A 763-nucleotide genomic window follows, 5' to 3' on the forward strand; every position below is an offset into this window, starting at 1 on the left:
CTGCGGGCGAGGGCGGCGTGGACCCGCACCGTCGGGGGCCCCTCGGTCGGCGACGCGGGGGGCGGCGGCGCCGGCGCGGAGTGGCCGTTCGCGGTTTGCCAGCGGGCGCGCACTTCGTCGAGCGGCCCGAGCGCGTGCAGGGCGTGGTTGATGAGCCTCCCGGGGGCCAGGGTCTCGTTCTCGGCCAGGGCGCGGATGGCGCGGGCGGAGGTGGCGGCCGTGCGGGTGACGGAGGAGCGCATGATCTGCTCGCCGAGCCACTCGGCGCTGCCGGGGCCGACGCCGTCGCAGATGGCGGTGAGCTGTTCGGCGGTCAGCGTGCCGTCGGCCAGCAGACCGCGCCGCTGGGCTTCCCACAGCACGGTGATCCGGTCGATGGGCTCGCCGCGGTGGTGCAGTGCGCCCAGGCAGCGGTAGAGCTGGCCGTGGGCGGGGTCGGCGAAGTCGCCCGGTCGCAGCCAGCCGACGACCTCGTCCATCGCCTTCGGCCGCTCGACCAGGACCGACAGCAGGAACTGCTCGTCCTCGGCGACCTGGTCCGCCCGTGCCGGCGGCGGCGCGACGGGTGCTGTGGAGGGCGGCGTGGCTGGGGCGACCGGGCTCGGTTCGGACCCCCAGCGGCGCGCGAGGTCCCCGAGTACCCCGGCCAGGACGTCCGCATGGTGCAGCGCTCCCTCCACCTGACCCTGGAGGGCGTCGGCACGGGCTGCCTGGTGGAGGCGGATCGCGTGCTCGGTCACGCTGCGGTGGATCGCTCCCTCCA

At 76.1% G+C, this 763-nt stretch carries 1 protein-coding gene; it reads right to left on the minus strand.

Annotated features, from left to right (window positions below; genetic code table 11):
• Window positions 1–763, minus strand: a 763-nt coding sequence (locus tag RB628_RS41030; RefSeq protein WP_318325722.1) for a DnaB-like helicase N-terminal domain-containing protein, incomplete at both ends; no start/stop codon positions are given.

Source organism: Streptomyces sp. ADMS, from assembly GCF_033441795.1.
GTDB lineage: Bacteria > Actinomycetota > Actinomycetes > Streptomycetales > Streptomycetaceae > Streptomyces.